General features: G+C 67.0%; 14 protein-coding genes. 8 read left to right on the top strand and 6 right to left on the bottom strand.

The window, feature by feature from the left end; translation table 11 throughout:
* Positions 1–243 precede the first annotated feature (243 nt).
* A complete protein-coding gene (locus tag AAC997_RS15025; RefSeq protein ID WP_340646510.1) occupies positions 244–987 on the bottom strand; it encodes a YebC/PmpR family DNA-binding transcriptional regulator in 744 nt (247 codons plus the stop codon).
* Positions 988–1,097: 110 nt separating this feature from the next.
* On the opposite strand from AAC997_RS15025, the gene AAC997_RS15020 reads away from it, so the two are divergent.
* The gene (locus AAC997_RS15020) at positions 1,098–1,319 is read left to right on the top strand and encodes a hypothetical protein (RefSeq protein ID WP_340646509.1); all 222 of its coding nucleotides are present in this window, start codon (positions 1,098–1,100) and stop codon (positions 1,317–1,319) included.
* A 74-nt stretch (positions 1,320–1,393) separates the two neighbouring features.
* Here AAC997_RS15020 and AAC997_RS15015 read toward each other — a convergent pair whose 3' ends face one another.
* From AAC997_RS15015 to AAC997_RS14995, 5 genes are all read right to left on the bottom strand, one after another.
* A complete protein-coding gene (locus AAC997_RS15015; RefSeq protein ID WP_340646508.1) occupies positions 1,394–1,975 on the bottom strand; it encodes a histidine phosphatase family protein in 582 nt (193 codons plus the stop codon).
* Positions 1,972–2,757, bottom strand: coding sequence for an SDR family NAD(P)-dependent oxidoreductase (locus AAC997_RS15010; RefSeq protein WP_340646507.1), 786 nt, complete (start codon positions 2,755–2,757; stop codon positions 1,972–1,974). The genes AAC997_RS15015 and AAC997_RS15010 overlap by 4 nt, the downstream gene beginning before the upstream one ends.
* Before the next feature lie 33 nt (positions 2,758–2,790).
* Positions 2,791–3,225: a DUF3995 domain-containing protein gene (locus AAC997_RS15005; protein ID WP_340646506.1), complete on the bottom strand. Its 435-nt coding sequence runs from the start codon at positions 3,223–3,225 to the stop codon at positions 2,791–2,793.
* On the bottom strand, positions 3,222–4,055 hold the full coding sequence (locus tag AAC997_RS15000) for an alpha/beta hydrolase (RefSeq protein WP_340646505.1): 834 nt from the start codon (positions 4,053–4,055) through the stop codon (positions 3,222–3,224). The genes AAC997_RS15005 and AAC997_RS15000 overlap by 4 nt, the downstream gene beginning before the upstream one ends.
* Positions 4,056–4,241: 186 nt before the next feature.
* Complete coding sequence (locus tag AAC997_RS14995; RefSeq protein ID WP_340646504.1) at positions 4,242–5,207, bottom strand: zinc-binding alcohol dehydrogenase family protein; 966 nt, start codon at positions 5,205–5,207, stop codon at positions 4,242–4,244.
* Positions 5,208–5,303: 96 nt separating this feature from the next.
* Here AAC997_RS14995 and AAC997_RS14990 point away from each other — a divergent pair, with 96 nt between their 5' ends.
* The 7 genes from AAC997_RS14990 to AAC997_RS14960 all read left to right on the top strand — a co-directional run bounded on the left by AAC997_RS14990 (position 5,304) and on the right by AAC997_RS14960 (position 11,837).
* Positions 5,304–5,987, top strand: coding sequence for a VOC family protein (locus AAC997_RS14990; protein WP_340646503.1), 684 nt, complete (start codon positions 5,304–5,306; stop codon positions 5,985–5,987).
* Positions 5,988–6,048: 61 nt separating this feature from the next.
* The gene (locus AAC997_RS14985; protein WP_340646502.1) at positions 6,049–7,737 is read left to right on the top strand and encodes an alpha/beta hydrolase; all 1,689 of its coding nucleotides are present in this window, start codon (positions 6,049–6,051) and stop codon (positions 7,735–7,737) included.
* A 292-nt stretch (positions 7,738–8,029) separates the two neighbouring features.
* A complete protein-coding gene (locus tag AAC997_RS14980) occupies positions 8,030–8,548 on the top strand; it encodes a hypothetical protein (protein ID WP_340646501.1) in 519 nt (172 codons plus the stop codon).
* A gap of 101 nt (positions 8,549–8,649) precedes the next feature.
* Positions 8,650–9,291 (top strand): hypothetical protein, encoded by a 642-nt coding sequence (locus tag AAC997_RS14975; RefSeq protein ID WP_340646500.1) that lies wholly within the window; start codon positions 8,650–8,652, stop codon positions 9,289–9,291.
* Positions 9,292–9,299: 8 nt separating this feature from the next.
* Complete coding sequence (locus AAC997_RS14970; protein ID WP_340646499.1) at positions 9,300–10,472, top strand: hypothetical protein; 1,173 nt, start codon at positions 9,300–9,302, stop codon at positions 10,470–10,472.
* A gap of 18 nt (positions 10,473–10,490) precedes the next feature.
* Positions 10,491–10,952 carry a DUF1425 domain-containing protein gene (locus AAC997_RS14965; RefSeq protein ID WP_340646498.1) on the top strand — a complete coding sequence of 154 codons (462 nt, stop codon included), beginning with the start codon at positions 10,491–10,493 and terminating at the stop codon, positions 10,950–10,952.
* Positions 10,953–10,979: 27 nt separating this feature from the next.
* Complete coding sequence (locus tag AAC997_RS14960; protein WP_340646497.1) at positions 10,980–11,837, top strand: hypothetical protein; 858 nt, start codon at positions 10,980–10,982, stop codon at positions 11,835–11,837.
* Positions 11,838–12,053: the final 216 nt, after the last annotated feature.

The following is a 12,053-nucleotide window of genomic DNA, read 5'->3' as shown; positions in this document are numbered from 1 at the left end:
TCTGCTGGGCCATGGCGGCGGGCGCCAGGGCGGCGGCGCTCAGCGCGAGCCCCGACTGCGCCAGCAGGTCACGCCGGCTTGGCGCGCCACCGCGGGATTTTGATGCCATGGTTCCCCCTCATGGCCGCCATGGCGGGCGGTCATGGGAAGACTAGCGCGGGGCGGCCAAGGCTGTTCACCTTGTTTCTTGCGCTGGATGAATTCGCCGACCCAGGACTCGCGGGCTTGCGTCAGTGCGTTCGTCTATCCGAACTTCTCCATGTCCTCGTCGGAGACCTCGTAGTCGCCATAGACGTTCTGCACGTCGTCGTCGTCGTCCAGGGCGTCCAGCAGCTTCATGAGCGTGCCCACCGGATCTCCGCTGATCGGCGTGCCGCCCTTGGCGCGCCAGATGATCTTGGTGGACTTGGCTTCGCCCAGGCTGGCTTCGAGCGCTGCGGCGACCTCGGCGAAGGACTCGTAGGCGGTGAAGATGGTGTGGGTTTCCTCGTCGGACTCCACATCCTCGGCGCCGGCCTCGATGGCGGCCTCCATCACCTTGTCCTCGCTCCCGACCTTGGCCGGGTAGACGATCTGGCCCAGACGATCGAACATGAAGGCGACGGAGCCGGTGGCGCCCATATTGCCGCCGTTCTTCGAGAAGGTGGACCTGATGTTGGCCGCCGCGCGGTTGCGGTTGTCGGTCAGGCCCTCGACGATCAGGGCCACGCCCCCCGGGCCGAAGCCCTCGTAGCGGACTTCGTCGTAGGATTCGGCATCGCCGCCGGCCCCCTTCTTGATAGCCCGGTCGATGTTGTCCTTGGGCATGGACTCGGCCTTGGCGTTGGCCACGGCCAGGCGCAGGCGCGCGTTCATGGTGGGGTCGGGAAGGCCTGACTTGGCAGCCACGGTGATCTCGCGGCTCAGCTTGGAAAACAGCTTGGAACGCACCGCATCGGCACGTCCCTTGCGGTGCATGATGTTCTTGAACTTGGAATGTCCGGCCATGATGTGGTCTGTTGTTCTCGTTCAGGCGGTGGGTTGAGCGCTTCTAACGCCCGGGGGCGAGGAAGGCCAGCGGGGGAGGAACCTCCCCGTTTTCGAAGGGTTTGAGTGGCATGAAAGAGCAGTACGAACCGATGAGCGACTATGCTGAGGCGTGGGACGGATCCCTGATCTACGGCAAGGAGTATCGTCGGACGGGGTTGGGCCCGATGGCCGCGTCGAGCGCCATGTTCGGAACCTTCTTGCTGGGCGCCCTGGTGGGCGTCGGCGTCATGGTGCTGTTGCGCCAGTTGGACGACGCCAACGACGGTGGGGTCATCCTTCGTCGGGTCTAGCGGGATGAGGAAAAGTGGGAACCGGTTTTCCGCCCGCATCCCGCTCTTCTAAAAACCTAGATCACGGATGTGATCTAGGCCGGCTCGCAGTCGATCTGGGTGATCGCGCCGTTCTCCAACCTATAGATGGCGTCCTGCGGTACGGGCAGGCTCAGCATTTCCTCGCGGGGCAGCTTGCCGTAGATGCCGCGCAGATAGCGGCCTGCCAGGCCGTGGGAGACGACGATGACCCTCTCATCCTCGCCGATCGAGTCCAGCCAATCGGACAGCCGCCCCCAGATGCCCTCGAACCGCTCGCCATCAGGCGCCTGAAAATAGCGTTCCGGATAGGGCACGTCGGGTGGTCGCCGGGCCGCCAGCTCATCGATGGAGAGGCCGTCCCAGGAGCCCATGCTGGCCTCGGCCACACGCGGATCGAAGCTGGGGTCCAGGGTCCCGCCCATGGCCTCGCCGATGATCGCCGCCGTCTGCCTGGCCCTGCCGAGCGGGCTCACCACCATCCGCCAGCCGGTGGCGTCGGGGACGAGCCGGTTCAGCAACTCACCCATCCGCCGGGCCTGGGCCTGGCCCAGCGGGGTCAGGGGCGAGTCCAGCGCGCCCTGATAGTGGCGCGCCAGGTTCGACTCCGTCTGGCCATGACGGACGAGGTAGATCACCGCTTGCGGCGGACGACCGGGTGGGAAGACGACAGGCCGCCGTCGACCACGATGGCCTGGCCATTGACGTACGAGGCCTCGTCACTGGCCAGGAACAGGGCGGCGTTGGCGATCTCGATGGGCACGCCGCCGCGGGTCAGCGGGTTGAGCTGGCCGATCTTGTCCTCGTTGCCGCGCGCCCGAGCGCCGTCGAAGATCGGCTGGGTCATGCCGGTCTCGATCAGGCCAGGGCAGATGGCGTTGACCCGCACGCCCGTGCCGTAGAACTCGTTGGCGGAGGTCTGGGCCAGGTTGATGACGCCGGCCTTGGAGGCCGAATAGGGCGAGCCGCCCGCGCCGGAGCGGATGCCGGCCACCGAGGCGGTGCAGATGATCGAGCCCTTTCCCTTTGGGATCATCACCCGGCTGGCGTGCTTCACCAGCAGGAAGGCGCCCACCAGGTTGACCCGCAGAATCTCCGTCCAGAAGGCGGCGTCCTGGTCGTCGAAACCGGTCCAGCCGCCAGAGATGCCGGCATTGGCCCAGGCGACGTCGAGGCCCCCGTATTCGGAGACGGCCTTGGCCACCAGGCTGGCCACGAAGGCTTCGTCGCCCGCGTCGCCCGCCACCGAGACGGCCCTGCCGCCAGCGTCGGTGACCATTTTGGCGGTCTCGTGGACGGTGTCCATCTTGTCGGCCAGGACCAGGCTGGCGCCCTCCTGGGCGAACAGGACCGAGGCCGCGCGGCCGATGCCGGAGCCCGCGCCGGTGATGATGGCGCTCTTGCCGGTAAGACGTCCCATGGGAATTCCTTTGCTCTGAATGCTTGCCCGGCGTCAGCCGAGGATGAAGTTGACCACCAGCCCGGCCGCGATCAGCAGGCAGAGCGGCGAATAGTAGAGGCGGTTGAGCCGGTAGAAGCTTGTGGCCCGGGTCCGGCGCCAGAGGGCCGGGACATAGCCGGCGATTCCTCGGGCCAGGAAGACGAAGGTCATGGCGATATACGCCAGGGCGAAGGCTGGCCGCCAGGGGCCGTCCCAGGCCTCGACGCTGAACATCAGCACCGTCAGCGCGCCGCCCAGGATGGCGCCGGCGACGAGAACCGTCAGCCAGATCGGCGGCATGCCCGCGCCGGGACGCGCGCCCATAACCTTGTCCGACAGGGAGACCGGGTCCTTGCCGGGCCAGTAGATTCCGGCCGCCCAGGCGAAGTGCAGCAGGCTGATGGCGGTCAGCGCCGCCGCCAGGGCGAGGGCGACGGGATTGGTCACTTGGTCTTTGCGACCGCGGCCAGGATGGCGTCGGCGACGATGTCGTAAAGGGCCGGCGGCACGTCGTGTCCCATGCCGGGGATCACCCGAAGTTCGGCGTTTGGAATTGCGGCCGCCGTGGCCTCACCGCCCCGCAGCGGCACCAGCGGGTCGTCGGCGCCGTGCAGGACGACGGTGGGAACCTTGAGTTTCTTCAGCGCTTCGGTGCGGTCGCCATAGGCGCGGATGGCGGCCATCTGGCGGGCCGACCCCGTCGGGTTGAAGGCGCGACCATGCTCGGCGATCACGCGTTCGCGCAAAGCGCCTTCCGGCCAGGGGTAACCCGGGCTGCCGATGGTCTCGGCATTGGCCACGCCGTGGGCGATGAAGGCCTCGCGGTCGGTCTCTGGATTGGGCGGCGCAACGGTCAGCACCGCGCCCGCCTCCGGTGTCGGGTCCATGGTTCCCGGCGCGCCGCTGGCCGACATGATGGAGGTGAGCGACAGGACGCGGTCGGGCTGCTCGATGGCGATCACCTGGCTGATCATCCCGCCCATGGAGACGCCGGCGATGTGCGCCTTGTCCGCGCCGATCGCGTCCAGCACGGCCATGGCGTCGTCACTCATGTCCGACAGCGTGTAGGCCTGGCCCGGTTGGAACCAGGTGGAGAGGCCGGTGTCGCGGTTGTCCATGCGCACGGCCCGGAAGCCCTTGTCGGTCAGCTTGGCGCAGAAGGCCTGCGGCCACCGCGTCATCTGGGAACCCAGGCCGTTGACCAGCAGGATGGTCTCCGGGCCGGCGCCGAACACCTCGTACTCGATCGCCACGTCGCCGTTCTTCGCCTTGGGCATAGGTGTTCTCCCGGTTGGTTGGGGTTGCTCCCCCACTTCGTCATCCTAGGCCTTGTGCCTAGGACCCCTCCAGCCGTTGCTCAAGTGTTGCAAGGCGAGGCGGCCGGTTCACGGCTGCGATGAAGATCTCAGCGCAGCCGTGAGAGGGGTCCTCGCCACGAGGGCGAGGATGACGAGATTTGGGGGTTACGGCACCATCACCACGCGGCCCACGGCGGCGCGGCTTTCGATATAGGCGTGGGCGGCGGCGGCTTCCGACAGCGGGAAGACCCGGTCGATCACCACCTCGAGCTCGCCCTTGGCGGCGTCGTTGATCAGCCTCTGGACGTTGTCGTGCACCCGGTCGGTGCCGATCTCGGCGCCGAGGAACACGCCGGAAACGGCGCGGTTGCCGCCCATCAGCGAGCCGACATCGACGACCATGGGCTCGCGTCCGGCGTTTCCGACCAGGGAGACCCGGCCGCGATAGGCCAGGGAATTGATCGAGCCCTGCAGCGTGGAGCCGCCGACCGAGTCGACGACGACGTCCGCGCCCTTGTTGTCGGTCAGGCGGCGGACTTCCTTGGCCACGTCGTGCTGGGTGTAGTTGATGCCGTGGTCCAGACCCAGACGCTTCAGCTTCTCCAGACGCTCGTCGGAGGAGGCCGTGGCCAGGATTAGGCCCGCGCGGGCCCGCTTGGCCAGCTGGATGGCGGCCACGCCCACGCCTGAGGCGCCGGCCTGGATCAGGACGGTCTCGCCCTTCTTCAGGCGGCCAAATTCAAACAGGCAGTCATCGGCGGTGCCGAAGGTCACCGGAATCGCGGCGGCCATCTTCACGTCGTAACCGTCCGGAATGACCCAGCAGTTGCGGGCGGCCACGGCGCGCAGGGCGGCGTGACTGCCGTAGTTCATCAACGTCGCGACCTTCTGGCCGACCTTCAGGTGTTCGACCTCGGGGCCGACCTCGATGATGGTTCCGGCGGCCTGGTAGCCTACGACGTGGGGCTTGGTGACCAGCTGGCCGCCGAAGCGGCTCAGGACGTCGCCGCCCTCGATGGCGATGGCCTCGACCGCGATGATCACGCCCTTGGGGTGGCATTGCGGATCCGGCACGTCCTCATATTTCAGGACTTCGGGCCCGCCATTCTCGTAATAGACAGCAGCCTTCATGGGACTCTCCTAATGAATTAAAACAAATGTTTGACTTAGGTCTCACGCCCAAGCTGACTAGGCAAGTCGAGGAAATCTAAAGGCAGGAGGGCCGTCTTGGAACTGGCGAAACCGCGAGTCGATATCGGGCTCTCCACCAACCACCTGGAACCCATGCTGACCTTCTGGCAGGGCGAAGCGGGGATCGCCTTCGACCACCTGCTGAAAATCCGCCGTGGCCAGGACCAGCACCGCCACGACGCCCTGGGCTCAGTGCTGAAGATCAATCACCACGCTGATCCGCTGCCCGACACCCCCGCCACCGGTTACCGCGAGCTGATCGTCGCCCGGCCGGGCCTGACCTCGCCAAAGACCCTCACCGATCCGGACGGCAACCGCGTGACTCTGGTTCCCCCCGGCTGCGAGGGTGTGACCCAGATCGGCATCCGGCTGGCGGTCCGCGACCTTGGCGCCCACAGGAAATTCTATACCGAAGGCCTGGGGCTCATCGAGGAGACGCCCGGCGCCTTCCGGGCCGGCGAGACGCTACTGATCCTTGAGGAAAGCCCCGACGCGCCCTCCGACGCCGGCATGCAGGGCAAGGGCTGGCGCTATATCACCTTCCAGGTCTTCAAGGTCGACGAGGAGCACGCGCGGATTCTGGAGCAGGGAGGCCGCCAGGCCATGCCGCCCACGACGCTCGGGACCACCGCGCGCATCTCCATGGTGCGTGATCCGGACGGCAACTGGATCGAAATCTCCCAGCGCGCCTCCATCGTGGGAACTCTTCAGGCGCAATGAGATTGCCGTTCTTCGAACGCGTTCGATAGAATGCGTCGCGCGGGGGGAATCGACTTCAACCATGGACGAGACGAAGCGGGCCAATGTCGCCCTGGTGATCGAGACCATGTACCAGGTCGCCGCCAACCCCGACGCCTGGCAGCAACTGACGGATGCCCTGGCCGATGCCGGTGACCTGCAGGACATGCCCCTTGAGGCCGTCGAGGACATGGCCCGCAGCCAGGATGTCGCCCGGCTGACCGCGCGGCCGGAGGAAGGCCCGACACCCGCCGGGCGAAACGACATCGGCTGGATCGTGCTGTCGTCGCGATGCAAGGCGTTGGCGGCCAACGGGCTGGCCCAGGAGATGATGGCCTCGGGCCTCGGGCGACTGATGATCGGGGCCGAGCTCACCTTCGACGATCCCGCCAACGCGGAGGCCCTGACCCGGGCGCTCGCCCAGGCCCGCGCCCAGGCGGGCGGCCAGACTATCCTGCGGCTCGATCGCGGCGAGGACGACAGCCCGTCCTTCGCCTATGTGGCGCCGGCCCGCGCCCTGCCCGGCGTCGCGGACGCCGCCCCCGAGCTGGCCGACGATGACCAAGCCTATGCCCTGATCTTCCCGGCGGTGGAGGAGACCGGTAAGCTGTGGTCTTCCATCCGCGAGAGCTTCGGCCTGACGCCCGCCGAACTACGTCTGGCCCGCAAGCTGCGGGACGGCCGCTCGCTGAAGGAGGCCGCCGACGAGTTGGAGGTCAGCGTCAACACCCTGCGCAACCAGCTCCGGGCCATCTTCGACAAGATGGGGCTGAAGCGGCAGAGCGACCTGATCCGGGCCCTGACCCAACTGTCCTCGGTGGCCAGCGCCATTGAGACCCAGAGCCTGGGAATGATTCCGCTGGCCAGCGCCGACGCCCCGCCCGTGGTGGCCATCACCTTGAGGGATGGCCGCCGCCTGGCCTATCGCGACTATGGCCACCCCTCCGGCCGGCCGGTGCTGATCTTCCATGAGGGTCTGGGGTCCAGTCTGCTGCCGCCCGGGGCCCAGGGGTTGGCCTGCGAACTGAACCTGCGGCTGATCTGCGCCGAGCGCCCGGGGTTCGGTCAGTCCGACCCCAGTCCGGACTACAGCTTCGACAGCGTCGCTGACGACATGGTGGAACTGTGCGACCAGTTGGGCCTGTCCGAGGTCCGCATCGGCGCCATCCTTTCGGGCGCGCCTTCGGCGATCCAGACGGCGGTCCGCCTGGGTCCGCGCGCCGCCGGCGTGCTGCTGTGTTCGGGGCGGCCGCCCCGACCGGTCAGCGATATTCACGCCAAGAGCCCGCTCACCTTGTTCCGCTCGCGGATCGAGAGCAATCCGTGGGTGATCGAGACCTTCTACGCGATCCTGCGCCTGCGGATGTCGAGCCAGCTGGTGGATCGTATTGTGCGCGGGGCAACCGCAAGCTCCCCGGGCGACGCCGCCTATTTCGATGAGAACGCCCATATCGCCAGCTATATCGCCGCCTATGTCGGCGAATCCCTGGCACGCACGAGCCGGGGGGCGGCCGACGAGGTGAAGGCCTTCCGCCGCGCCCGCAACCTGACGGTCGCCGACCTGCAGTGTCCGCTTGAAGTCTGGCACGGGGATCAGGACGCTCTCGCCCCCCTGGCCGACCTGCTGGACTATCTGGGCGACAAGCCCCGCAGAATTCGGGTGATCCCCGGCATCGGCCACCTGATGGCCCTGAAGCACTGGGACGAGCTGCTGCGCCGCGCTGCGGCCTGAGAAGGCCCCAAATCGGGGACACATAGTCCGTTTGGATCATGCGGGGTGTGGTCAGACCCGTCAGACAGGGTTTGCGAACTCTAAAGACCTACCCCCAAGGGTCGACCGAGTGTCCCGTCATCAATGTCCAAGGCGCGTCCGCGCCTGCCGCCGACGCCCGGCGCATGGACCTTGGCTGGCGAGCCTCTGGCCTCTCGCGGGGGCGGCTTGTCGACGGATCTGGAGAGCGTCCGTCGGTGAGTTGAACGATCACCCGTGAACCCATGAATCCAAGGCTGGGGGGCCAACCAAAATGAAGAAGATCTATATTCCCGTCGTCGTCGCCGGGGCTCTGATGCTGACCGCCTGGGGTGCGCCGCAGATCGCCGCGCCGACCGCCCTGACCGCGCCGACCCCCATCGAGGGCTCGGCCGGCAAGTACGCCTCGCCCTTCACCTCAGACGGCGTCACCGCCGGCTGGGTGACGAAGTCGATGTCGGTGAAGGCCGCCGGCCAGATCGGCTCGATGGCGGGCAACTACGCTGGTCAGAAGGCCATGGAACAGGTGCCCTTCGTCGGCGGCTTCCTCGGCAAGAAGGCCGGCGCCGCCATGGGTCGGGGGGTGGCGCTGAAAGCTATCGGCGGCGAGGAGTTCCTGCGCTCTTCGACGGACATGTCCTTCAACTCGCTGAACGACATGGCCGTGTTCATGTACGTCAACCACTCCACCAACCCCGAGTACCAGAAGATCCTGGACGCGACCTACGCGATCTATCCGGACTTCCAGGTCGCCTACCTGCCTGCGCTGCAGAGCGCCTCGGTCGGCAAATAACCACCAGCAATACGGGAGTCGGCCGCGCGTCGGGCGCGGCCGATGACCCTGCGAAATTCCAGGCGGCCACCCCAAGGGCCGTCCACGCCAAGGGGGCGATCATGCGCATTCAAACCACCACCATCGGTCTGCTGGCCGTCCTCGGCATCGCGGCGGCCGGGCCGGCCCTCGCCGCGCCAAAGCTGAAGCCGCAGGGCTCAGCCACGGTCTACCGCGACACCACCACCTCCGATGGGGTGAAGGGGATCGGCACCGAGAGCCAGGACATCGTCTCCATGGCCGACGCCATGTTCCGTGACCTGCTGAACGTGCCGGAGCTGATGAACCGACCGACCCCGCCGCGGATCATCGTCGACCCGAAGTTCTTCCGGAATGAAAGCTCCGAGATCATCGACAAGGCCCTGATCACCGACCGGATCCGGGTCAACCTGCTGCGTGCCGCCGGTGGCCGGATGCGGTTCATCGGCCGCGAATACGCCGGTGCGGTGGAAGAGGAACGCGCCCTGAAGGACGCCGGCAGAGTGGATGTCGGAACCACCGGCCGCACCCGCGCCCAAGCCGGCGCCGACTACCGTCTGGTGGGCCGCATCGGCACCCGGGACGCCATCGACACCCGCACGGGCACGACCTCGCGGTTCAGCCAGTACACCTTCGAGCTACTCGACATGGAGTACGGCGAGATCATCTGGTCGAACCTGTACGAGTTCAAGAAAGAGAACCGCGACGACGTCGTCTACCGCTAGGCCAGACGATGAAACTCGCAGCCCTCTCAGGGGCGCTGGCGGTCGCAGCCTTTGGCGCGGCCCAGGCCAAGCCGCCCCCGCCTCTGCCGCCCGTCCCCTACGACGCCGGGCCGGAGACCTTTGTCGGCCGTCTGGCCACCGATCAGCCCACCAACCGGGTCCTGAACCAGATGGAGATCGGCGCCCGGGCCTTCTGGCGCGCCGACTACTCCATGGCCAAGCCGGCGCTGGACGACGCCATTATGCGCATCGACTCGGTGTTCGCCGACAACGCCAACGCCGCCAACGCCCGAAAGCTCTGGTACGACGAGGGGTCCAAGGACTTTAAAGGCGAGCCCTACGAACGGGCCATGGTCTTCATGTACCGTGGTCTGATCTACCTGCATGACGCCGACTACGAGAACGCGCGCGCCGCCTTCCGGCGGGGCCTGATGCAGGACGCCTTCGCCGAGGAAGACCAGAATCGGTCCGACTTCGCGCTGCTGCTATTCCTCGACGCTTGGGCCAGCCACCTGAACGGCGACACCGACCTGCGCGACGAGACCCTGGTGCAGCTCAAGAAGCTCCGGCCCACCTATGGCGGCATCGGTGAGAAGGACGACACCCTGGTGCTGGTGGAGACCGGCATGGCTCCGCGCAAGCTGGGAGACGGCGCAAGCCACTCCTTCTTCGTCTACCGGCGCGGCAAGCCGATCCTCGAAAATCAGGTTCAGGTGATGAACGGCGCGGCCCCCATGCAGGCCTATCCGATGGAGGACATCTACTATCAGGCCTCCACCCGGGGCGGGCGGGAGATCGACAAGATTCTGGCCGGCAAGGCGCAATTCAAGGCCACTACCGGCGGCATTGGTAGCTTCCTTTCCGACACCACCGTGGTCCTGTCGGAGAACAACGCGGCCTTCAGCGCCAATGGCCAGTACGGCGACGCGGTGGCCGCCGTGGGCGTGCTGTCTGGAGTGCTCTTGATCGTCTCGTCCAATTCCAAGCCCCAGGCCGACGTCCGTACCTGGAGTTCCCTGCCCGACACCGTCCACGTCCTGACCCTGGGCTCGGCCGGTCGGCCGTCGAACCTCACCGCCAATTTCCTGAAAGCCGGCGTCCCGGTCGCTGGGGGCGAGAAGCCCATCACCTGCGCCACCGACGCCAACCGCAAACAGCTGTGCCTCGTGCGCGCCCACTAATCAGAGAACGGAAACCCCATGACCACCTTCCGCAAGCACCTGACCATCGTCGCCGCCACCGCCGTCCTTGGCCTGGGCCTCGCCGCCTGTGAAACCACCCCGCCCGAGGGTGGCGTCCGCATCGACCAGCAGAACAATATCCGCCCCGAGCTGAACTCGGTGCGGGTGATCGACAACACGCTCGCCAAGTACGTGGGCCGCAAGTTCAAGGTCGACAGCCTGCTGGACACCGAGGGCGCCTACGTCTCCACCGGCCCCACCGGTTTCAAAAAAATCACCGTCCAGATCCGCAACAAGACCAATGTCGCCCTGCCGCTGCAGGTCCGCGCCAGCTGGTACGATCAGAATGGTGTCCCCACCGACGGCGCCCAGGCCTGGACCTCTCTCTTCGTCCAGCCCAACGCCATGGTGACCTTCGAGCAGAACTCGGCCCGCCTGAACTCAGCCCAGTACTACGTCGAAATCCGCGGCGCCGACTAAGCCCCGTCTCAAGATCAGGAGGGTTCGATGCCGAACCGAATGAAGCTCTTCGCCACGGCGCTGACGGCCCTCCTGGTCGCCGGCCCGGCCATGGCCCAGCAGTATCGGCCCCAGGCGCCGGCGGTGACCTATCGCGAGGGTATGCCCGATGTGAACACACCGCCGCCCAGCGCCAACCCGGACGCCGGAAACTATGCGTCATCGGGCAGCTTCGCCCGCTGGTACGCCGGCGCCGGACGGCCCACCATGCTGATGTTCTGGAACCGGCAGCTGATCGAGGACGCCACCAGCCAGTACGACAGCGTCCAGACCACCCGCTCGGCTGGGGTCGCCGTCGGCCAGGCCGCCGCTGTGCGCGGCCGGGGCTGGGCGGCCGGCGCGTCGAGCGGCGTCGCGGCCTCGGCCAGCGAGAGCCGCCAGTATCAGGAGCGGATGACAGACGGCAGCTACGGCTTCCGCAGCAACAACTTCTCGCGCGGCGTCGAAAGTTCGATCCTCAACACCTTCCTGTCGGCGGGCGCGAAGATCGTTGATCGCGAGGCGGTGATCCGGAAGGTTTCGGCCAAGCAGTCCCGTGAGGACCGGATGGATATCCAGTACCTGGAGACCTTGGCCATGGGGCAGGGCATCCAGTATCTGATCGAGATTCTGCCCGATGACGATCTCAGCTCGCCCACCGGCGTCACCTTCACCGTGAAGGTCACTCACCTGCCCACCTCGACGGTGCGGGCTCAGTTCACCACCTCCGGGAATCCGCCGCGCGGTGAGGCCAAGTGGGTGGCGGTGAACGGAGCGGGCTTCGAGAAGCGCGCCGCTCCCAGCCGCCAGACCCCGCAGCTGATCGGCGCCCAGGTGGCCTACGACACCATGACCAAGCTTCGCTAGAGCCCTGGCTCCAGCGCACGAGAAGGGCCTGGGGATGGCCCGTCGTCTCTCCTTCGGGGGGGCGGAACGGCTGGGCTTGGGGGAGTTACCGGCCGGATCTCCAGACAGGCGTGGCCACCCCCCGGCGGCCGCGCCTGTCGTCCTTTTGGTGGACATCTCCGCACCCCTGACCGACGCTCCTTCCCAAGGAATTTGAGGGAAGGGACGATCATGACC

Source organism: Phenylobacterium sp. (genome assembly GCF_037968635.1).
Lineage (GTDB): Bacteria > Pseudomonadota > Alphaproteobacteria > Caulobacterales > Caulobacteraceae > Phenylobacterium.
The sequence above is the reverse complement of the archived record's forward strand: the minus strand, read 5'-3'. Positions and strand labels throughout refer to the sequence as shown.

Excerpts from the sequence above, each read along its gene's own strand:
- AAC997_RS15025 (WP_340646510.1), bottom strand. The coding sequence starts at position 987 with ATGGCCGGACATTCCAAGTTCAAGAACATCATGCACCGCAAGGGACGT.
- AAC997_RS15020 (WP_340646509.1), top strand. The coding sequence starts at position 1,098 with ATGAAAGAGCAGTACGAACCGATGAGCGACTATGCTGAGGCGTGGGAC.
- AAC997_RS15010 (WP_340646507.1), bottom strand. The coding sequence starts at position 2,757 with ATGGGACGTCTTACCGGCAAGAGCGCCATCATCACCGGCGCGGGCTCC.
- AAC997_RS15000 (WP_340646505.1), bottom strand. The coding sequence starts at position 4,055 with ATGCCCAAGGCGAAGAACGGCGACGTGGCGATCGAGTACGAGGTGTTC.
- AAC997_RS14995 (WP_340646504.1), bottom strand. The coding sequence starts at position 5,207 with ATGAAGGCTGCTGTCTATTACGAGAATGGCGGGCCCGAAGTCCTGAAA.
- AAC997_RS14985 (WP_340646502.1), top strand. The coding sequence starts at position 6,049 with ATGGACGAGACGAAGCGGGCCAATGTCGCCCTGGTGATCGAGACCATG.
- AAC997_RS14980 (WP_340646501.1), top strand. The coding sequence starts at position 8,030 with ATGAAGAAGATCTATATTCCCGTCGTCGTCGCCGGGGCTCTGATGCTG.
- AAC997_RS14975 (WP_340646500.1), top strand. The coding sequence starts at position 8,650 with ATGCGCATTCAAACCACCACCATCGGTCTGCTGGCCGTCCTCGGCATC.
- AAC997_RS14970 (WP_340646499.1), top strand. The coding sequence starts at position 9,300 with ATGAAACTCGCAGCCCTCTCAGGGGCGCTGGCGGTCGCAGCCTTTGGC.
- AAC997_RS14965 (WP_340646498.1), top strand. The coding sequence starts at position 10,491 with ATGACCACCTTCCGCAAGCACCTGACCATCGTCGCCGCCACCGCCGTC.
- AAC997_RS14960 (WP_340646497.1), top strand. The coding sequence starts at position 10,980 with ATGCCGAACCGAATGAAGCTCTTCGCCACGGCGCTGACGGCCCTCCTG.